Source organism: Pseudomonas lurida (assembly GCF_002563895.1).
Classification (GTDB): domain Bacteria; phylum Pseudomonadota; class Gammaproteobacteria; order Pseudomonadales; family Pseudomonadaceae; genus Aquipseudomonas; species Aquipseudomonas lurida.
In genome coordinates, this window is sequence record NZ_PDJB01000001.1 from 3,697,238 (window position 1) to 3,714,829 (window position 17,592).

Annotated in this window: 18 protein-coding genes, 1 tRNA gene and 1 pseudogene; 8 read left to right on the plus strand and 12 right to left on the minus strand. The window is 62.5% G+C overall.

Annotated features, from left to right (window positions below):
* Window positions 1-65: 65 nt before the first annotated feature.
* Both ATH90_RS16615 and ATH90_RS16620 read left to right on the plus strand, forming a co-directional pair.
* Window positions 66-308, plus strand: a complete 243-nt coding sequence (locus tag ATH90_RS16615; protein WP_098466826.1) for a DUF4224 domain-containing protein — start codon at window positions 66-68, stop codon at window positions 306-308.
* A gap of 1 nt (window position 309) precedes the next feature.
* Window positions 310-1,359, plus strand: a complete 1,050-nt coding sequence (locus ATH90_RS16620; RefSeq protein ID WP_098466827.1) for a tyrosine-type recombinase/integrase — start codon at window positions 310-312, stop codon at window positions 1,357-1,359.
* Window positions 1,360-1,475: 116 nt separating this feature from the next.
* Here ATH90_RS16620 and ATH90_RS16625 read toward each other — a convergent pair.
* Window positions 1,476-1,566: transfer RNA gene (locus ATH90_RS16625), tRNA-Ser, on the minus strand.
* 152 nt (window positions 1,567-1,718) lie between these two features.
* Between ATH90_RS16625 and ATH90_RS16630 the strand changes: the two genes are divergently transcribed.
* A complete protein-coding gene (locus ATH90_RS16630; RefSeq protein WP_003174664.1) occupies window positions 1,719-2,390 on the plus strand; it encodes a Bax inhibitor-1/YccA family protein in 672 nt (223 codons plus the stop codon).
* 81 nt (window positions 2,391-2,471) lie between these two features.
* On the opposite strand, the gene murB is transcribed toward ATH90_RS16630, so the two are convergent.
* From murB to ATH90_RS16670, 8 genes are all read right to left on the minus strand, one after another.
* Window positions 2,472-3,491, minus strand: a complete 1,020-nt coding sequence (gene murB, locus ATH90_RS16635; protein ID WP_034106772.1) for a UDP-N-acetylmuramate dehydrogenase — start codon at window positions 3,489-3,491, stop codon at window positions 2,472-2,474.
* On the minus strand, window positions 3,488-3,952 hold the full coding sequence (locus tag ATH90_RS16640) for a low molecular weight protein-tyrosine-phosphatase (protein WP_034106774.1): 465 nt from the start codon (window positions 3,950-3,952) through the stop codon (window positions 3,488-3,490). The genes murB and ATH90_RS16640 overlap by 4 nt, the downstream gene beginning before the upstream one ends.
* On the minus strand, window positions 3,952-4,716 hold the full coding sequence (gene kdsB / locus ATH90_RS16645; protein WP_034106776.1) for a 3-deoxy-manno-octulosonate cytidylyltransferase: 765 nt from the start codon (window positions 4,714-4,716) through the stop codon (window positions 3,952-3,954). Before kdsB ends, ATH90_RS16640 begins: the two co-directional genes overlap by 1 nt.
* Window positions 4,713-4,898 (minus strand): Trm112 family protein, encoded by a 186-nt coding sequence (locus ATH90_RS16650; RefSeq protein WP_003174668.1) that lies wholly within the window; start codon window positions 4,896-4,898, stop codon window positions 4,713-4,715. Before ATH90_RS16650 ends, kdsB begins: the two co-directional genes overlap by 4 nt.
* A 24-nt stretch (window positions 4,899-4,922) precedes the next feature.
* Entirely contained in the window at window positions 4,923-5,933 is a 1,011-nt protein-coding gene (lpxK, locus tag ATH90_RS16655; RefSeq protein WP_034106778.1) for a tetraacyldisaccharide 4'-kinase, read from the minus strand.
* Complete coding sequence (locus tag ATH90_RS16660; RefSeq protein ID WP_034106779.1) at window positions 5,933-6,361, minus strand: ExbD/TolR family protein; 429 nt, start codon at window positions 6,359-6,361, stop codon at window positions 5,933-5,935. Before ATH90_RS16660 ends, lpxK begins: the two co-directional genes overlap by 1 nt.
* On the minus strand, window positions 6,358-6,993 hold the full coding sequence (locus ATH90_RS16665) for a MotA/TolQ/ExbB proton channel family protein (protein ID WP_012724911.1): 636 nt from the start codon (window positions 6,991-6,993) through the stop codon (window positions 6,358-6,360). Before ATH90_RS16665 ends, ATH90_RS16660 begins: the two co-directional genes overlap by 4 nt.
* 96 nt (window positions 6,994-7,089) lie before the next feature.
* Window positions 7,090-9,315, minus strand: a complete 2,226-nt coding sequence (locus ATH90_RS16670; protein ID WP_098466828.1) for a DNA internalization-related competence protein ComEC/Rec2 — start codon at window positions 9,313-9,315, stop codon at window positions 7,090-7,092.
* 135 nt (window positions 9,316-9,450) lie between these two features.
* Here ATH90_RS16670 and ATH90_RS16675 point away from each other — a divergent pair, with 135 nt between their 5' ends.
* Window positions 9,451-9,966: a DUF2062 domain-containing protein gene (locus tag ATH90_RS16675; protein ID WP_034106781.1), complete on the plus strand. Its 516-nt coding sequence runs from the start codon at window positions 9,451-9,453 to the stop codon at window positions 9,964-9,966.
* Here ATH90_RS16675 and ATH90_RS16680 read toward each other — a convergent pair.
* Together ATH90_RS16680 and ATH90_RS16685 are read right to left on the minus strand one after the other, a co-directional pair.
* On the minus strand, window positions 9,963-11,333 hold the full coding sequence (locus ATH90_RS16680; protein ID WP_098466829.1) for a sensor histidine kinase: 1,371 nt from the start codon (window positions 11,331-11,333) through the stop codon (window positions 9,963-9,965). The two genes, ATH90_RS16675 and ATH90_RS16680, sit on opposite strands and share 4 nt — an antisense overlap.
* The gene (locus tag ATH90_RS16685; protein ID WP_034106783.1) at window positions 11,320-12,048 is read right to left on the minus strand and encodes a response regulator transcription factor; all 729 of its coding nucleotides are present in this window, start codon (window positions 12,046-12,048) and stop codon (window positions 11,320-11,322) included. The genes ATH90_RS16680 and ATH90_RS16685 overlap by 14 nt, the downstream gene beginning before the upstream one ends.
* Window positions 12,049-12,253: 205 nt before the next feature.
* Here ATH90_RS16685 and ATH90_RS16690 point away from each other — a divergent pair.
* From ATH90_RS16690 to ATH90_RS16705, 4 genes and pseudogenes are all read left to right on the plus strand, one after another.
* A pseudogene (locus tag ATH90_RS16690) lies at window positions 12,254-15,007 on the plus strand (response regulator).
* Window positions 15,008-15,127: 120 nt separating this feature from the next.
* Window positions 15,128-16,117 carry a 2-hydroxyacid dehydrogenase gene (locus tag ATH90_RS16695; RefSeq protein WP_098466830.1) on the plus strand — a complete coding sequence of 330 codons (990 nt, stop codon included), beginning with the start codon at window positions 15,128-15,130 and terminating at the stop codon, window positions 16,115-16,117.
* A 71-nt stretch (window positions 16,118-16,188) separates the two neighbouring features.
* Window positions 16,189-16,629: a hypothetical protein gene (locus ATH90_RS16700; protein ID WP_098466831.1), complete on the plus strand. Its 441-nt coding sequence runs from the start codon at window positions 16,189-16,191 to the stop codon at window positions 16,627-16,629.
* A complete protein-coding gene (locus ATH90_RS16705; protein WP_034106790.1) occupies window positions 16,626-17,030 on the plus strand; it encodes an META domain-containing protein in 405 nt (134 codons plus the stop codon). Before ATH90_RS16700 ends, ATH90_RS16705 begins: the two co-directional genes overlap by 4 nt.
* Before the next feature lie 65 nt (window positions 17,031-17,095).
* Here the strand turns inward: ATH90_RS16705 and ATH90_RS16710 are convergent, their stop codons facing one another.
* The gene (locus ATH90_RS16710) at window positions 17,096-17,557 is read right to left on the minus strand and encodes a TlpA disulfide reductase family protein (RefSeq protein ID WP_034106792.1); all 462 of its coding nucleotides are present in this window, start codon (window positions 17,555-17,557) and stop codon (window positions 17,096-17,098) included.
* Window positions 17,558-17,592: the final 35 nt, after the last annotated feature.

Below are 17,592 nucleotides of genomic sequence, written 5' to 3' on the forward strand. Positions count from 1 at the left end.
CGGCAAAGACATCACATGAAAATCATCAAAACAGCGCCGCCCACTACGGGCAGCGGGAGGTAGGCATGCAAGCAGAGATCCTGTCGGACGACGAGCTCGCCGACCTAACCGGCTACAAGCAGCGCGCTCACCAGCGCAAATGGCTGAAAGACCGAAACTGGGTATTCATCGAGAGCCGTGGCGGCCGCCCTCTGGTGGGCCATATGTTCGCGCGCATGAAGCTGGGCATGATCAACGCCGCAATTGCAGATCAAAACCCGCCGCCGACGCGTCCGGCTTGGACGCCTGATTTCTCCAGAGTGAACTGATATGCGCCCCCGGAACACGGAAAACAGGGACTTGCCGCCAGGAATGGTGCGCCGTAAGCGCCCAAGGAAAAATGGCAAGGTCTGGATCGGCTACTACTACCGCGACTCAGCGGGTAAAGAGATCCCGCTTGGAACAGACCTTAGCAAAGCCCGGCTGAAGTGGGCCGAACTGGAGGCCAAAGAAAAGCCTGCCGATCTGACAACAATGAAGGGCATCTTCGACCGATATGTGCGCGACGTCATCCCAAAAAAGGCGGAGCGGACCCAGAAGGACAACATGGCCGAGCTGAAACAGCTTCGTCCTACGTTTGATGAGGCGCCTATCGACTCAATTACCCCGTTCAACATCGCCGGCTATCGTGATGCCCGTTCAGCAAAGGTTCGCGCCAACCGCGAGATCGCGCTCCTGTCCCACGTGTTCAACATGGCCAGGGAGTGGGGGCTCACCGAAAGAGAGAACCCATGCCAGGGGATCAGGAAGAACAAGGAGGCGCCCAGGGATTACTACGCCAACGCGGCTGTTTGGGATGCCGTCTACGCGGTTGCCGAACAAGAACTCAAGGAAGCCATGGACCTGGCCTATTTGACCGGACAGCGGCCTGCTGACGTGCTGATCATGCGCAGCGACGATACCGAGGGTGACTACTTCCTAGTAACGCAGGGCAAGACCGGCCAGAAGCTTCGAATCCTGATGCGTACGGAAGACGGGGAAAACAGCTTGGGGAGATTGGTCAGGGACATTAGCGAAAGGAATGTCGGTCATTCGTCCAAGTACCTGTTGATCAACAGACACGGAAAGCGGATGACGAAGGGGATGTTGCGCTTGCGCTGGGACAAGGCGCGGGAAAAAGCCCAGCAGAACGCCATCGAACAAGGCGACCCGCTGCTTGCGGCCAAGATTGGCGGGTTTCAGTTCCGCGACATCCGGCCGAAGGCCGCGTCGGAAATCATCGATATCGGGGATGCCAGCCTGCTGCTGGGACACAGCAAACAGGAGATCACAAAGCGGGTTTACAGGAGGATTGGCGCGACCGCGAAACCGTCCAAATAGGCAAAGTTTCGGAACCCCTACCCGAAAGTTTCGGAACTCCAGCCAAAAGCAGAAGAAACCTTCTCAAACCCCAGATACGAAAAAGCCCCGAATAATCGAGGCCTTATCGTTTAATTTGGCGGGAAACCAGGGATTCGAACCCTGGAGACGCTATTAACGTCCGCCGGTTTTCAAGACCGGTGCATTCAACCACTCTGCCAATTTCCCTTGTGCATCACAGGATTATAGTAGCCGATCCCGTCTCAGCGGGCGCCATAATACCCGAATGAAACACACTGTCAAACTCTCGGCATCGCTTGTTACAGAGCGTCTGTTATGATCTTTGCGACTGAACGTTTCAAAACCGAAGGAGTGTCGCCATGCGCGAACAGAATTACGCAGTGAATGGCAACGCGCAGGCTGAGCAGCTTGAAGTCAGCCGCGTGTTGCGCAACACCTATGGCTTGCTCGCCCTTACCCTCGCATTCAGCGGCGTGATGGCGTTCGTGGCCCAACAGATGCGCGTCGGCTACCCGAATATCTTTGTCGTGCTGATCGGCTTCTATGGTCTGTTCTTCCTGACCAACAAGCTGCGTGACTCGGCCTGGGGCCTGGTGTCGGCATTTGCCTTGACCGGTTTCATGGGCTTTATCCTCGGCCCGATCCTCAACCGTTACCTCGGCATGGCCGGTGGTGCGGAAGTGGTGAGCTCGGCGTTTGCCATGACGGCCCTGGTGTTTGGTGGTCTGTCGGCCTACGTGCTGATCACCCGCAAGGACATGAGCTTCCTGGGCGGCTTCATCACCGCAGGTTTCTTCGTGCTGCTGGCAGCCGTGGTTGCGGGCATGTTCTTCCAGATCAGCGGCCTGCAACTGGCGATCAGCGCAGGTTTTGTGCTGTTTTCCTCGGTGTGCATCCTGTTCCAGACCAGCGCGATCATCCACGGTGGTGAGCGTAACTACATCATGGCGACTGTCAGCCTGTATGTGTCGATCTACAACCTGTTCATCAGCCTGTTGCAGATCTTCGGCATCATGAGCCGCGACGACTGATCACCAGCGCAATAAAAAATGCCCCGCATCGAAAGATACGGGGCATTTTTATTGTCTACCCTATCAGGCAGGACCAACCGATCAGTACTGGTTGGGTTCCATTTCCAGCTCTACCTTGAAGCGCTCTGCAATGTCCTGCTGGATGCGCCGGGCCAGGTTGGCGATATCGTGCCCCGAGGCACCGCCATAGTTGACCAGCACCAGCGCCTGTAGCTTGTGAACGCCGGCATCACCGTCACGAAAGCCCTTCCAGCCGGCCTTGTCGATCAGCCAGCCGGCCGCGAGCTTCATCTGCCCATCGGCCTGCGGATACGCCACCAGGTCCGGGTACAGCGCCTGCAGCTCAGCCGCCAGCACGTGGGACACCAAGGGGTTCTTGAAGAAGCTCCCGGCATTGCCAAGCTCTGCCGGGTCCGGCAGTTTTTCCCGGCGAATGCTGCAGATTGCACGGCTGACGTCGCTCGGCGTCGCCTCGGTGATCCCCTGCCCCGCCAGGCGCTGCTGCACCGGGCCGTAGTCGAGCTTGAGGTGGCTGGCGCGGCTCAGGGCGAAACGCACGCGCAGGATCAACCAACGCCCGGTCTCGTGCTTGAACAGGCTGTCGCGGTAGGCGAAGTTGCATTCTTCCAGGCTGAAGTCGCGCAGTTCGCCGGTATGGCGATCCAGGGCGGTGAGGCCGGCGAATACATCCTTGATCTCCACACCGTAGGCGCCGATATTCTGCATGGGCGCTGCGCCCACGGTGCCAGGGATGAGGCTGAGGTTTTCCAGGCCGCAGAAACCCTGCTCCAGGGTCCACAACACGAAGGGATGCCAGGCTTCGCCCGCTTCGGCCTCGACTACCACCTGCAGGCCGTCATCATGCAGCACACGGATGCCTTGAGTGGCCATGCGCAGGACCAGCGCCTGGACATCCTGGGTCAGCAGCAGGTTGCTGCCACCACCGATGACCAGCAGCGGCACCTTGTGCGCGGTGGCGTAAGTCAGAGCCTCCCGCACATCGCTGTCGCTGTGGGCCTCGGCGAACAGCTGGGCACGGACATCAATGCCAAAACTGTTGAATGGCTTGAGCGATACCTGCGCAAGCACCTGCAAGGTCATAACCGCCCCTTCAATTCGATCACCAATAAATCACAGGCACGTTCGATCAAGTCCAGGACCCGCTCGAAGCCTTGTTCACCTTCGTAGTACGGGTCGGGCACTTCGTCCACTTCGGCCTCGTAACGGCGCAGGAACAGGTCCAGCTCCGCCTTGCCCTGGCTTGGCTGCATGGCCTTGAGGTTGCGCAGGTTGCTGTGGTCCATGGCCAGGATCAGGTCATAGCGCGCAAAGTCGGCGCGGGAGACCTGCTGGGCACGCTGGGCCGACAGGTCGTAACCGCGCACCAACGCCGCGCGCTGGCTGCGTTGGTCCGGCGGGTTGCCGATATGCCATTCACCCGTGCCGGCGGACGCTACATCCACCTGCCCTGCCAGCCCGGCTTCGCGCAATTTATGGCGCAGTACACCCTCTGCGGTGGGCGAGCGACAGATATTGCCTAGGCAGACAAACAGAACCTCCATCAGGCCCCCAGCAGGCGACGGACGCGCTCAAGGTCTTCGAAGGTATCGACACCGGCCGGCGGTGCTTCCAGCGCATCGCCCACGTGGATGCGCACGCCATGCCACAGCGCCCGCAGTTGCTCCAGGGACTCGGTGTTTTCCAGCCAGCACGGGCCCCAGCTGACGAAGTCATGCAGGAAGCCAGCGCGGTAGGCGTAAATGCCAATATGGCGACGATATGGCACGCCCTCTGGCAACACGTCGGGACTCTTGGCGAACGCGTCCCGCGCCCAAGGCAGGACTGAACGACTGAACGTCAACGCCAGGCCATTGATATCGGTGACCACTTTGACCACGCCCCGGTTGAGCAGCGTATCAATGTCCTCGATCGGTTCGGACAGGGTCGCCATGCGCGCTTCGCCATGGGCGGCCAGGTTGGCGGCCACCTGGTCGATCACACTCGGCGGGATCAACGGCTCGTCACCTTGCACGTTGACCACGATGGCATCAGGCGCCAGCCCGAGTTTGGTCGCCACTTCAGCAAGGCGGTCGGTGCCAGAGTTGTGGTCTTCGCGCGTCAGCACTGCGTCGGCACCAAAGCCTTTGCAGGCTTCGATGATGCGCGGATCATCAGTGGCGACGACCACGCGCTCGGCGCTGCTTTTGCAGGCCTGTTCCCACACCAGCTGGATCATTGGCTTGTCGCCGATCAATTGCAGCGGCTTGCCCGGCAGGCGGGTCGACGCATAGCGGGAGGGAATGACAACGGTAAAGGCTGTGGTCATTTATCCAGGCGCTCATCGGTGGTCAGGGTGCGGGCTTCGCTTTCCAGCATCACCGGGATGCCGTCACGGATCGGGTAAGCCAGGCCGGCGCCTTTGCTGATCAGCTCGGTTTTGTCGGCGCTGAGCTTGAGCGGGCCTTTGCAGATCGGGCAAGCGAGGATGTCGAGCAGTTTGGTGTCCATGAGTGTTTCCTGGATAGAAGCGGTTTAAGGCAAGAGACGGGCAGGCAGCAGTCGCATCAGCTGCGTGTCGAACCAGGCGACGAACGCCGGCGACGGCAGCGCATCCACCGCAAGGTACCACCAGTCTGGCTGGGCAAAGGCGCGGCACTTCACCGCGTCCTTCTCGGTCATGACCAACGGCAATGACGGCGTAAAATTCAAGACCTCGGCGCTGTAAGGCGCGTGGTCGGCAAACGCATGGGCTATCGGCCGCCAGTGTAGCGTTTCAAGGGTGTTGAAGAAACGCTGCGGGTTGCCGATGCCGGCAACCGCATGCACCTGCTGGCCAGGCGCGAAGTGATCCACCGGCTGGCGTTCGCCGGTCTGCAGGTTGACCAGTGCGGTAGGCTGCAGGCGAAAGGCAAAGCCATCGTCCCGGTCACTGGCGGCGCCGTTATACAGCAGCGCATCGACGCTCTGCAGTCGATCCGCCGGTTCGCGCAACGGCCCTGCCGGCAGGCAACGGCGGTTGCCCAGGCCACGGGCGGCGTCGATCAGCACCAGTTCCAGGTCACGGGCCAGGCGGTAATGCTGCAGGCCGTCGTCGGAGAGGATCAGGTCCAGGGTTTCGCTGGCCAGCAGCGCCCGGACCGCACGGCTGCGATCAGGGTCGATCATCAGCGGTACGCCGCAGCGCTGCACGATCAGCAAAGGCTCGTCGCCCGCCATGTCAGCGCTGTGGCTGGCTTCGACGCGCCATGGCAACTGCGGTGGCTTGGCGCCATAACCCCGGCTGACCACGCCCACGCGCAACCCGCTGCGTCGGCAGTGTTCGATCAACCAGAGGATCAACGGCGTCTTGCCAGTGCCACCCACGGTGATATTCCCGACCACCACCACCGGCACCGGCGATTGGTAGATCTCGCCCTCACCCGCCAGGAAGCGGGCGCGCTTGCGCTGCACAACCCGGCGATACAACGACTCCAGCGGCCGCAACAGCGTGAGCGCCGGATGGCCCTCGTACCAGGCCTTGAGCAAACGATCGGACATGGCCATCAGGGTTGGCTCGCCGCCTCGACCGTGGTCATGCGCAGATGGCTGAAGCCGAGCTTGCCGGCCGCATCCATCGCGGTGATCACGGCCTGGTGCTGGGTCTTGCCGTCGGCGCTGATGGACAGCGGCAGCTTGTTGTCACCGCCAGACTCTTTTTGCAAGGCGTCCATGAGGCTGGCGAGGTCGTTTTTCTCGAGCAACTGGTTATTCACCGAAAACACCCCGTCGGCGCTGATGGCGATGTCCAGTTGCTTGACTTCCTGGTCTTCGGCCGGCGAACCGCTCACGGCTTCCGGCAGGTCGACGCGCAGCTCGGTTTGCCGGGTGAAGGTGGTGGTGACGACAAAAAACAGCAGCAGGATAAACACCACGTCGATCAGCGACGCGAGGTTGATATCGACATTTTCCCGTTGCTTGCGGCGAAATTTCACGCTTTGCCCCCAACCAGGTCCACGTCACGGTCGCCCTGTACCACTTCCACCAACTTGATGGCTTCCTGTTCCATGCCCACCACCAGTTCATCAATGCGACGCTGCAGGAAACGGTGGAAGAACACCGAAGGAATACCCACCATCAGGCCCGCCGCCGTGGTGATCAGCGCCTTGGAGATCCCCCCGGCCAACACCGCCGCGTTGGTGGTCATGCCCGAGCCCATGAACGAGCTGAAAATATCGATCATGCCCAGCACCGTGCCCAGCAAGCCGAGCAATGGCGCCATGGCGGCGATGGTGCCGAGGGCGTTGATGTAGCGCTCCAGTTCATGGATGACGCGGGCGGCGGCTTCTTCGATACACTCCTTCATGATCTCGCGACCATGCTTGGAGTTGGCCAGGCCCGCAGCAAGGATTTCACCCAGCGGGGAGTTGGCGCGCAGTTCCTTGAGTTTGTCCTTGTCCAGTTGCTTGTTCTTGATCCAGCTCCAGACCTGCCCCAGCAGATGCTCGGGGGTGACGCGACTGGCGCGCAGGGTCCACAGGCGTTCGGCGACGATGCCGAGTGCGGCGATAGAGCTCATGATGATCGGCAACATCATCCAGCCGCCGGATTTGACCAATTCCCACACAGTGAATGTCCCCTCGAAAAAGTGCGCCACTTTACCATATAGGTTCGGCGGCGGGGTTCGTCGACCACCGCCTCCATCGGCCATGACCACTCGCCCCTACGGTAACCGCTCGCGCCAGAACCTGCGTTGACTGCGCGCAACAACTGGCGGCGCGAAAGCCCCGAGTTGCAGGCGCACGGCCCCGTGCTCGGCACTGTCATACACCTGGCTGCCCAACCGCTGGTAACGCGCCATCACCTGCGGATGGGGATGGCCGAACGCATTGCCCCGCCCCCGTGAAATAAGCACGGACTGCGGGGCAAGGCGCTCCAGGAACGCCCAGGATGAAGAACTGCGACTGCCATGGTGTGGCGCCTGCAACCAATGAGTGGGCACCGCCAGCGGTGAACCGAGCATGGCCTCTTCGGCGGCGCGGTCAATGTCACCGGTCAGCAACAAGCGCTCGCCATTGGCCTGCACCTGCAACACGCAGGACTTCGGGTTACCGGTGATAGCACCAGGCCATTGCCAGAGTTCGAACGTGACACCGTCCCAGGTCCAGCGCTCGCCACTGATACACGGCTGGGTGCCGAGCAGCGCCGGCAGACCCTCGGTTTCCCCGCCCACCACGCGTTTGATCGGCAGGCCCTTGGCTATCGCCGTCGCGCCGCCGGCATGATCGGCGTCGGCATGGCTGAGCAGCATCAGGTCCAAGGCCCCTACCCCAAGTTTTCGCAGCGACGGCAGCACCACGCGAGCGCCCAGGTCAAAGGTTCCGGAGCGCGGGCCGGCGTCATACAGCAAGGCATGGTGACGGGTACGCAAGATCAACGCCTGCCCCTGCCCTACATCCAATTGCACCACGTCTACCTGGCCATGGGGAACCAGTTCGCGTGGCGCAAACACGGCCAGCATCAGCATCGGCCAGCCCAGCACGCGAAACGGCACGCCCTTGGGCAGCAGGAGCAACACGGCACCGAACAGGCTCACCAACCAATAGCCCATCGGCACTTCGGCCGGGATCCAGGCCGGCACCTGCGCGGCCAGCCACGCCAAGCCCTCGAACAAACCCTCCAGCGCACCGCCCGCCAGCCAGAGCAATCCTTCCCCCACAAACGGCAACGGCAGCAACGCCGTCCCCAGCAACGCCAGTGGCAACACCACCAGGCTGATCCACGGCACCGCCACAAGGTTAGCGAACGGCGCGCTCAGGCTGATAGGCAGCCCCAGCACCAGCAACACTGGAAACAACCCAATGGCAATCAACCACTGCGGCCGGGTCCACGCCTGCCACAGGCTCCATGGCCCCAGTCGTCCACCGAACGCTAGGATCAATACCGCTACCGCCGCAAATGACAGCCAGAAGCCCGGCTGCAGGCTGGCCAAGGGTTCCAGGACCAGCACCCCATTGAGTGCCAGCAGCAGCGGCCACCAGAGCCCCAGATGCCGGAAGCGCAACCGCCACAACAACACCAGGCCGACCATCACGCAGGCACGCTGCACCGGCACGCCAAACCCTGCCAGCAAGCCGTAGCCCAGCGCGGCGCTGAATGCCAGGCCACACGCCCATGGCAGCCACGGCCAGGTTCGGGGCCAGCAGCCGTAGCGTGCCAGCCCGGCGATCAACCCATAGATCAAGCCCGCCAACAAACCGATGTGCTGGCCGGAGATGACCAGCAGATGCACGGTGCCCGTGTCCTGCAACACCTGCCAATCGGCAGCGGCCAACCCGGAGCCATCCCCCAGCACCAGGGCAATCAGGCCGGCTTCCCGGCCCTGGGCATCCACCGCCATCAGGCGCTGGCGCACACTGTCGCGCCAGGCGTTGTGGGCCGGTGCCAGGCGCTCGCCGTCCTTCACCGAGCCGGTGGCGCCGATGCGCTGGGCCAGCAGCCAGGCTTCCTGGTCAAATCCGTGAAAATTCAACAGCCCGGCCGGTTGCTTGAGGGTGATTGCCAGGCGCCAGCGCTCACCACTGCGGACCGGTGGCCCGCCTCGCCAGGACACCCGGATGCGTTTGGGCAACCGGGCATTACGCGACCGGCTGTCGGTCAGGACAAAACGCACGCCCTCACCCGTCTGTTGCGGCAGCCCGGTGACCCGCCCTTCCACCCAACGTGTCTGGCCATCCAGTGCCGGCCTCAGGCGATCATCCAACGCCCACTGCGCGCTGATGCAGGCCCAACTCAGCCCCAGCAGGAAAAACGCCAACGGGTAAGTGCGAAACGGCAACAGCATCAATGCCAGCACCAATAAGGCGATCAGCCAGCCGGTAGCCGGCAATGCCGGTAAAAAGCGCAGGGTCAGCAACCCCAGCGCCAGCGCGACCATCCCTGTCCTCATGAATCATCCTTTTCAAGTGATCCACTCAGTCTTAGCCGGCTGCCCAGCAGTGCCTATGATGTTTTGTCACAAAGTCTGAATTTTCTGTTTATAGAATGCGGGCATACTTGCCCCTCGAACTGACCTGGACCCCTTATGCCCCGGCGCCTATTCAAACGGTACATGCCCGACCCCAGCAGTATCCGGGAACACAAGTCATTACAGTTTCTCGGTACGTTGCTGCATGACCCGAACCTCTGGCACCTCAACCGGCACTCGGTCGCACGCGCCATGGCCGTGGGGTTGTTCGCGGCTTTTATTCCGATTCCGTTGCAGATGCTGCTGGCGGCGGTCCTGGCGATCACAGTGCGCGGCAACATGCCCATCGCGGTCAGCCTGGTGTGGCTGACCAACCCGATTACCATGCCGGTGGTCTTCATCTGTACCTACATGACCGGCGCCTGGCTGATGAATGTGCCACCTCGCAGCCTGCCCGATGACCTGACCTGGGAATGGATCAGCGGCCAACTCAGCACGGTATGGCAGCCATTCCTGCTGGGGTCGGTGGTGTTGGGGCTGGTGCTGGGCGCACTCGCCTACTGCCTGACCATGGGCTATTGGCGCTGGTGGGTGGCCCACCAGTGGAAAAAACGCAAACAGCGGCGCGCTTAGCAGGCCCGCAAGCGCAGGTGCACGCGCAAACCTTGCCCGGTATTTTCCGCCCACAGGCTGCCGTCCTGGCGTTGCACCGCATTGCGGGCGATGCTCAGGCCCAGGCCGAAGCCGCCATCGCCGGGGCGTGAACCGTCCAGGCGGGTGAAGGGCGCGAAGATCCGCTCCAGGTCGCCCTCATCGATCCCACCGCCCTGGTCCTCCAGCCACACATGCCAATAGTCCCCCTCGCGACGCCCATCCAGGCTGACCACGCCGCCCGCCGGCGAATGGCGGATGGCGTTGCGCAGGATGTTTTCCAGGGCCTGGGCCAACGCATTCAGGTTGCCGCGCACCCAGCACTCTGCGCCCAGCAGGCAGGGCAAGCGCGAGAACGGCCAATCGCTTTCGAAGCATGCGTTTTCGCGCAGCATGTCCCATAACGCCTGCAGCTGGATGTTTTCCTGGGGCAACGGCGCCCGCTCAGTGTCCAGCCAGGCCAGTTGCAGGCTGTCCTCCACCAGGCGCTGCATGGCGTCGATCTCACGGCCCAGCCGCTCGCGCAACTGCGCCAGGTCTTGCTCGCTGTCACAGGCCACTCGCAAGCGGCTAAGGGGTGTGCGCAGTTCATGGGACATGTCCCGCAGCAGTTGCTGCTGCAATACCACGGTGCCCTGCAGACGCTCAGACATATGGTCGAACGCCCGGCCCAGCTCGCCCAGTTCATCCTGGCGACTGGTGGCGTCGTGGGACATCCGTGTATTCAACTGGTCGGCGCGCCAGGCGTTGGCCTGCTCGCGCAATTGATTGAGGGGCATGATCAGCAATCGATACAAGCCGATGCACAGCAGCAGGGTAAACAGGCCGGGGATCACCCCATTGGTCACCACCCGCCAGAACAGTTGATAGCGTCCCGGCATGAAGCGCTGCGGCAACTCGATCACCAGCGAACCCGCATCGGGGTCAGCAGGAAACGGGATCTTCAGCCACGGCAGGCCTTTGACATGCCGGCTCACCGGCCAGTCCAGGCCACGCAGAAAGGTCAGGCGCTGGCTTTCCTTGTCGGTCAGCGGGTAGCTGCTCAACGACTGCAGGTCGTTGCCGATCACGCCTATCCAGGTGGTTTCACGCTTGCCCATCGCCTCCAACCACGCCTCGACGCCTGCGCTACCGCCGCGGTTCCAGGCCTGTTCGGCGCCAACCGCGTACCCCCTCAAGGTGTTACGCGCCTCGTCGGACAAGTAGGCGTTCTGCTGCTCCATGTACCGGCCCCACGACCAACTGAGCCAGATCATCAGCAGACAGAAGGCGATCAGCAGGCATGCCAGCTTCCAGAATAACGAGTGCTTGCCCGGCAGCCGTTTCAGGGGGCGCTCAAAGGCTGTCATCGAGACCGCTCAGCACATAGCCTTTGCCCCACACTGTGCGGACTTCGCGCTCGGTGTAGCCGATGGCCTTGAGCTTGCGGCGGATCTGGCTGATGTGCATGTCGAGGCTGCGGTCATGGGGGGCATAACCGCGTTGCAACACATGCTGGTAAAGAAAGGCTTTGCTGAGGACTTCTTCGCTGTTGCGATGCAGGGTTTCCAACAGGCGGTATTCGCTGCGGGTCAGGCCGGCCCAGTGCCCCAGGTGGAAAACATCGCACAGTTCATCGTCGAAGCGCAGGGTGCGGGCGTCGTCGCGCACCGGTGCCAGGGTCGGCACCGGGCGCCGGTCGAGGGCCACCCGGCGCAGGATGGCTTCAATGCGCACACGCAATTCGATCATGCTGAACGGTTTGGGCAGGTAGTCATCGGCGCCCAGGCGAAAACCACTGATGCGATCGGCCTCGGCGCCGAGCGCGGACATCAGGATCACCGGGATCGAATGGCTCTGGCGCAGATGAGTGAGGATCGACAGGCCATCCATCCCCGGCAGCAAAATATCCATCAGCACCACGTCGAACGCTTGGTCGCGCGCCATCTGCAGGCCTTGCTGGCCGTTCTGGCACCAGGTGACATGGAAACCACAGCGGCCCAGGTGCTCATGGACATAGGCGCCCAGCACGGGGTCATCTTCGATGGTCAGGATACTGGGTAGGCCGATTGCTGCGGGATTCATTAGTATCTGCAAGTCATTCTCAATGGCTGATTATTCAAGATTACCCCGCCGCAGGCAATCGCCACCGGGCGCCAAAGGGCGCGAAGATTGCCGTGTGTCATTAATTTGCAAGATTCCATGCCGCGCAAATGGCTACACTGCGCAGGTGCGCGGGCCGGATGCCCGAGCAATTCCGTAGATATCAATGTGGTAGCAGGAGAGTGGCGTGCTGACAAGAATGGGGATAAAAGGCCGCGTACTGTTGCTGACCTTATTACCGACCAGCCTGATGGCCTCGTTGCTGGGCGGCTACTTCACCTGGATGCAGCTCTCCGAACTGCAGTCCCAATTGCTGCAACGTGGTGAGATGATCGCCGAACAGTTGGCACCGCTGGTGGCTCCCGCCCTGAGCGCGCGCAACACCGACCTGCTGGAGCGCATTGCCACCCAGTCCCTGGAACAGCCGGACGTTCGCGCCGTGTCGTTCCTCAGCCCGGACCGTGCATCCCTCGCCCACGCCGGCCCGACCATGCTCAACCAGCCGCCCATCGGCAACAGCTCGCACCTGCTGCAGCGCACCGGCAACGACGCCACCCGTTACCTGCTGCCCGTGTTTGGCCGCCATCGCAACCTCGCCGGCGACCTGATCCCGGATGAAGCCGACCGCTTGCTGGGCTGGGTCGAGGTGGAACTGTCCCACAACGGCATGTTGCTGCGCGGCTACCGCAGCCTGTTCGCCAGCCTCTTGCTGATTGCCATCGGCCTGATCTGCACCGCGGCCCTGGCGTTACGCATCAGCCGCACGATCAATTCGCCGATCGGCCAGATCAAGCAAGCCGTGGCCCAACTCAAGGACGGCAATCTGGAAACCCGCCTTCCGCCCCTGGGCAGCCAGGAACTGGACCAGCTCGCCTCTGGCATCAACCGCATGGCCGAGACCTTGCAGAACGCCTAGGAAGAACTGCAGCACAGCATCGACCAGGCCACCGAAGACGTGCGCCAGAACCTGGAAACCATCGAGATCCAGAACATCGAGCTGGACCTGGCGCGCAAGGAGGCCCTGGAGGCCAGCCGCATCAAGTCCGAATTCCTGGCCAACATGAGCCACGAAATCCGCACGCCACTCAACGGTATCCTCGGCTTTACCCATTTGCTGCAAAAGAGCGAGCTGACCCCGCGTCAACTCGACTACCTGGGCACCATCGAAAAATCCGCCGACAACCTGCTGGGCATCATCAACGAGATCCTCGACTTCTCGAAAATCGAAGCCGGCAAGTTGGTGCTCGACAGCATCCCGTTCAACCTGCGGGACTTGCTGCAAGACACCCTGACCATCCTCGCTCCTGCCGCGCATGCCAAGCAGTTGGAACTGGTAAGCCTGGTCTACCGTGACACGCCGCTGGCACTGGTGGGTGACCCGCTGCGCCTCAAGCAGATCCTCACCAACCTGATCAGCAACGCGATCAAGTTCACCCGCGAAGGCACCATCGTGGCCCGGGCAATGATCGAGGACGAGCAGGAAGACAGCGTGCAATTGCGCATCAGCGTGCAGGACACCGGCATCGGCCTGTCCAGCCAGGATGTGCGCGCCCTGTTCCAGGCCTTCAGCCAGGCCGACAACTCACTGTCGCGCCAACCCGGGGGCACAGGGTTGGGCCTGGTGATCTCCAAGCGTTTGATCGAGCAGATGGGCGGTGAAATCGGTGTCGAAAGTACGCCGGGCGAAGGCTCGGAGTTCTGGATCAGCCTGAACCTGCCCAAGACCCGTGACGATGTCGAAGACCTGCCCTCCGCGCCCCTGTTGGGCCATCGCGTGGCCGTGCTGGAAAACCACGAGCTGGCCCGCCAGGCGTTGCAACATCAACTGGAAGACTGCGGCCTGGAAGTCACGCCGTTCACCAGCCTGGAAAGCTTGACCAATGGCATCACCAGTGCCCACCAGACCGATCAGGCCATAGACCTCGCGGTCCTCGGCGTGACCGCCAATGACATCCCGCCCGAGCGCCTCAACCAGCACCTGTGGGACCTTGAGCACTTGGGCTGCAAGGTGCTGGTGCTATGCCCCACCACCGAACAGATGCTGTTCAACCAGTCGGTCCCCAACCCCAACAGCCAGTTGCAGGCCAAGCCGGCGTGTACGCGCAAACTGCGCCGGGCGCTGTCCGACCTGATCAGCCCGCGCCCGTCGCGCAGCGAACCGGGCGAGCCATTGTCCAGCCGGGCACCGCGCGTGCTGTGCGTGGACGACAACCCGGCAAACCTGCTGCTGGTACAAACCCTGCTGGAAGACATGGGCGCACGGGTGCGCGCCGTGGAAAGCGGTTATGCGGCCGTCGACGCGGTAAAACAGGACACTTTCGACCTGGTGCTGATGGACGTGCAGATGCCCGGCATGGACGGCCGCCAGAGCACCGAGGCGATCCGCCAGTGGGAGAGCGAACGCAGCGGTACGCCACTGCCGGTCGTCGCCCTCACCGCCCACGCCATGGCGAACGAAAAACGCGCCTTGCTGCAAAGCGGCATGGACGACTACCTGACCAAACCCATCAGCGAACGGCAACTGGCCCAAGTGGTGCTGAAGTGGACCGGCCTGGCCCTGCGCAACCAAGGCCCGGAACGCGCCACCGACGGCCTCGGCCCCGGCGTGCAGCTTCCGGTGCTCGACCACGAGGAGGGGCTGCGCCTGGCGGCCGGCAAGGCAGACCTGGCAGCGGATATGCTAGCGATGCTACTGGCTTCCCTGGAGGCCGATCGCCTGGCCATCACCCTCGCCCGTGATGCCAAAGACAACAACGCCCTGATCGAGCGCGTGCACCGCCTGCATGGTGCGACCCGTTACTGCGGCGTGCCGCAATTGCGGGCCGCCTGCCACCGCGCCGAAACCCTGCTCAAGCAGGACGACGCCAAGGCCGTGCAGGCGCTGGACGAACTGGACATGGCCATTGCCCGACTCGCCAGTGAAGCGCGGGTCAACGCCTAATTTTGCACAGGAACAGGCTCCTGCGGCGCGCCGGCGTGTCAGGTCACCGCATCGCGCGCCAAGCACGCCCGCTCATCACAAGCGCCTGTTCCTTCATGAGTAATTGCAGGGAGCCTTTCAATGCGCGTCATTCTTTTCAGCAGCCAGGCCTACGACCGCGACAGCTTTCTCGGCGAGCCGCTACCGCCGGGCCTGGCGCTGCAATTCCAGCCCGCCCGCCTCAACCTCGACACCGTCGCCTTGGCGGAACATCACGAGGTGGTCTGTGCCTTCATCAACGACGACCTCAGTGCCCCGGTGCTGGAACAGTTGGCCAAGGGCGGTACGCGGCTGATCGCCCTGCGCTCGGCGGGCTACAACCACGTCGACCTGGTCGCCGCCAAGCGCCTGGGCTTGACCATTGTGCGCGTGCCGGCCTATTCGCCCCACGCGGTGGCCGAACATGCGGTGGCGCTGATTCTCGCCCTCAACCGTCGCCTGCACCGCGCCTACAACCGCACCCGTGACGGCGATTTCAGCCTGCATGGCCTCACCGGTTTCGACTTGGTAGGCAAGACCGTCGGCGTGGTCGGTACCGGACAAATCGGCGCCACGTTCGCCAAGATCATGGCCGGCTTCGGTTGCCAGTTGCTCGCTTACGATCCCTTCCCCAACCCGCAGGTGCAGGCATTGGGCGCGCATTACGTGAGCCTGCCCGAATTGCTGGCCCAGGCGCAGATCATCAGCCTGCACTGCCCGCTGACCGCCGACAGCAAGCATTTGATCAACGCCCACTCCCTGGCGCAGATGCAGCCCGGGGCGATGCTGATCAACACGGGCCGTGGGGGGCTGGTCGACACTCCGGCGCTGATAGAGGCACTCAAGGACGGCCAGCTCGGCTACCTGGGGCTGGATGTGTATGAGGAAGAAGCGCAGCTGTTTTTCGAGGACCGCTCCGACTTGCCCCTGCAGGATGACGTCCTCGCGCGCCTGCTGACCTTCCCCAATGTGATCATCACCGCCCACCAGGCGTTCCTGACGCGCGAAGCACTGGCGGCCATCGCTGGCACCACCCTGGCCAACATTGCCGCCTGGGCCGAAGGCCGGGCGCAGAACCTTGTCGAAGGATGATCAGCGGTCACATACCAGGCTCATGATGAGCCAGCACCCGTGATAGGATGCCGCGCCTATTTGGAGGATCCATGGCCGAACACGATTTCCGCTTCAGTTTGCTGAGCCCGCAACACACCCTGATCGAATGCCGCGCCCTGGTGCCGGGCCGTTACCAGGTCACTGGCAACGGTGGTTCGATCAAGCATGGCGACGTGCTGATCGTCACCCTGCGCGGCAGTAAAACCCTGTCGATGCGCCTCACCGTCGAAGGTGACGCGCGCTACTCCATCCGTCCGGCAGGCCAGTGGGTCGCCATGGCCCAGGGGCCGAAATTCGGCGAGTTGGAGATTCACACCTGGAAGGTCAATTGCGACAGCTGCGACAGCGTGCTGGGGTTTGAATTCGCGGTGGAAACCAAGCTGACCAAAGCGCCGCTGCAACCCGCGGCCAACGCGCGAATCGCCGAGCTGGGCTGGGCCAGCGAGGGCGACAAGCATCGCTGCCCGAAATGCCAGAAGGCCGCGCAATGAGAGGCCTGCTTCTGCTCGCCGCCATCGGTGCGGCCGTGACGGGCTGCGCCGACAATTCGGTCAAGCTCAAGCAGGATCACAGCTACGTGGTGGAATGGATTGGCGAACGGCCGCTGATGGATTACGCCCACCTCACCGTGACCCTCGGTGCCGATGGCCGCGCCTACGGCAATGGCGGTTGCAACCATTGGTTTGCGCCGTACACCGTCGACGGCGACACGCTCAGCTTCGGCAAGATTGGCAGCACCCGCAAGCTGTGCGCCGAGGCACTGATGGAGCAGGAACATCGCTTCTTCCAGGCCCTGCAAGGCGTGCAGCGCTGGGACATCTCGCCAATCGAACAGACGCGGTTCTGGCCGGCCGAGGGCAAGCCGATTCGTTTGTGGCTGGAAGAAGGCTAACCCTAGCCTCTCGCGATCCAACGGTGGGAGCAAGCTTGCTCCCACCGTTGTTTTGAGCGGTTGCTTTAGCCGCGCAGGGCCTTGAGCTTCGCCAACACGCCTTCGGCGGTCTGCTCACCCAGCAACTGTTCGCGCACCTTGCCCTTGTCATCGATGATGTAGGTCACCGGCAACGCTTCGCTGCGCGGAATATCGAAGATCTCTTCCGGGTTCTGCGCCAAGACGGTGAACTTGATCCCCAGCTTCTCACTGGCGGCCTTCAGTTCCTCACCTTGCACATTGTCGAAATTGACCCCGAACACGCCGACGTTCTGCGCCTTCAACTGCTCGGCCAAGGCATTGAGCTCAGGAATTTCCGTGCGGCACGGGCCACACCATTCAGCCCAGTAATTGACCACCAGCCACTGCTTGTCCAAGCGTTCGGCCGCCACTTTCTGGCCATATTGGTCAACGCCGTAATCGTTACCGCAGCCGCTGAGCAGCAGGGTTGTGATGATCGCCACTGCACCGATCAGTCGCCTTGTCATGGGGTAATCCTTCGCAAAAATGAACGTTGGCTGCG

Coding starts and splice junctions, on each gene's coding strand:
- ATH90_RS16615 (WP_098466826.1), top strand. CDS start 66: ATGCAAGCAGAGATCCTGTCGGACGACGAGCTCGCCGACCTAACCGGC.
- ATH90_RS16620 (WP_098466827.1), top strand. CDS start 310: ATGCGCCCCCGGAACACGGAAAACAGGGACTTGCCGCCAGGAATGGTG.
- ATH90_RS16630 (WP_003174664.1), top strand. CDS start 1,719: ATGCGCGAACAGAATTACGCAGTGAATGGCAACGCGCAGGCTGAGCAG.
- murB (WP_034106772.1), bottom strand. CDS start 3,491: ATGACCTTGCAGGTGCTTGCGCAGGTATCGCTCAAGCCATTCAACAGT.
- ATH90_RS16640 (WP_034106774.1), bottom strand. CDS start 3,952: ATGGAGGTTCTGTTTGTCTGCCTAGGCAATATCTGTCGCTCGCCCACC.
- kdsB (WP_034106776.1), bottom strand. CDS start 4,716: ATGACCACAGCCTTTACCGTTGTCATTCCCTCCCGCTATGCGTCGACC.
- ATH90_RS16650 (WP_003174668.1), bottom strand. CDS start 4,898: ATGGACACCAAACTGCTCGACATCCTCGCTTGCCCGATCTGCAAAGGC.
- lpxK (WP_034106778.1), bottom strand. CDS start 5,933: ATGGCCATGTCCGATCGTTTGCTCAAGGCCTGGTACGAGGGCCATCCG.
- ATH90_RS16670 (WP_098466828.1), bottom strand. CDS start 9,315: ATGAGGACAGGGATGGTCGCGCTGGCGCTGGGGTTGCTGACCCTGCGC.
- ATH90_RS16675 (WP_034106781.1), top strand. CDS start 9,451: ATGCCCCGGCGCCTATTCAAACGGTACATGCCCGACCCCAGCAGTATC.
- ATH90_RS16680 (WP_098466829.1), bottom strand. CDS start 11,333: ATGACAGCCTTTGAGCGCCCCCTGAAACGGCTGCCGGGCAAGCACTCG.
- ATH90_RS16685 (WP_034106783.1), bottom strand. CDS start 12,048: ATGAATCCCGCAGCAATCGGCCTACCCAGTATCCTGACCATCGAAGAT.
- ATH90_RS16695 (WP_098466830.1), top strand. CDS start 15,128: ATGCGCGTCATTCTTTTCAGCAGCCAGGCCTACGACCGCGACAGCTTT.
- ATH90_RS16700 (WP_098466831.1), top strand. CDS start 16,189: ATGGCCGAACACGATTTCCGCTTCAGTTTGCTGAGCCCGCAACACACC.
- ATH90_RS16705 (WP_034106790.1), top strand. CDS start 16,626: ATGAGAGGCCTGCTTCTGCTCGCCGCCATCGGTGCGGCCGTGACGGGC.
- ATH90_RS16710 (WP_034106792.1), bottom strand. CDS start 17,557: ATGACAAGGCGACTGATCGGTGCAGTGGCGATCATCACAACCCTGCTG.